General features: G+C 66.7%; 1 pseudogene. It reads right to left on the bottom strand.

Annotation, left to right across the window (positions count from 1 at the left end):
- Positions 1–420 (bottom strand): annotated as a pseudogene (locus tag H0921_RS17635) (hypothetical protein); the annotation flags it as partial.

Here is a 420-nt window from a genome sequence, read left to right on the forward strand (position 1 = left end):
GGGCAATGGCCAGCGCAATGGCAGTGACAGTGGCACGTCATGTTCTCGCGGCAAGAGTGATCAGTGCCGCAGCCATCGTCGTCCTCGTCATAGCTATCGTCCCAGGTTTGCGGGGGATTTTCGTTGTTCTCGGTGGAGAAATGGTCGTCCTCCCAGGTCTGACTGGCTTCGTCGGAGTCGGCATTGTTGGGGAAATGGCGGGAAGCTGGGCGGGCGGCAGGGGAAGCTGAAGCGGCGGGGCGGGAAGTGGCAGCGGGGGAGCGGCGGGGTGTACCTTCGGCGAGGAGGCTGGAGGCGGTGAGGAGGTCGGGTGAAGCGGTGGGGGCGGTTTCGGCGGCGACGGTTTCGAGGAGTCGGCGGAAGGGGAGCCAATCGCGGATGACCGCGTCGGGCGGGAGGTTCGGGGGCGGTCGATGGCGG

This window comes from Thermogemmata fonticola (assembly GCF_013694095.1).
Lineage (GTDB): Bacteria > Planctomycetota > Planctomycetia > Gemmatales > Gemmataceae > Thermogemmata > Thermogemmata fonticola.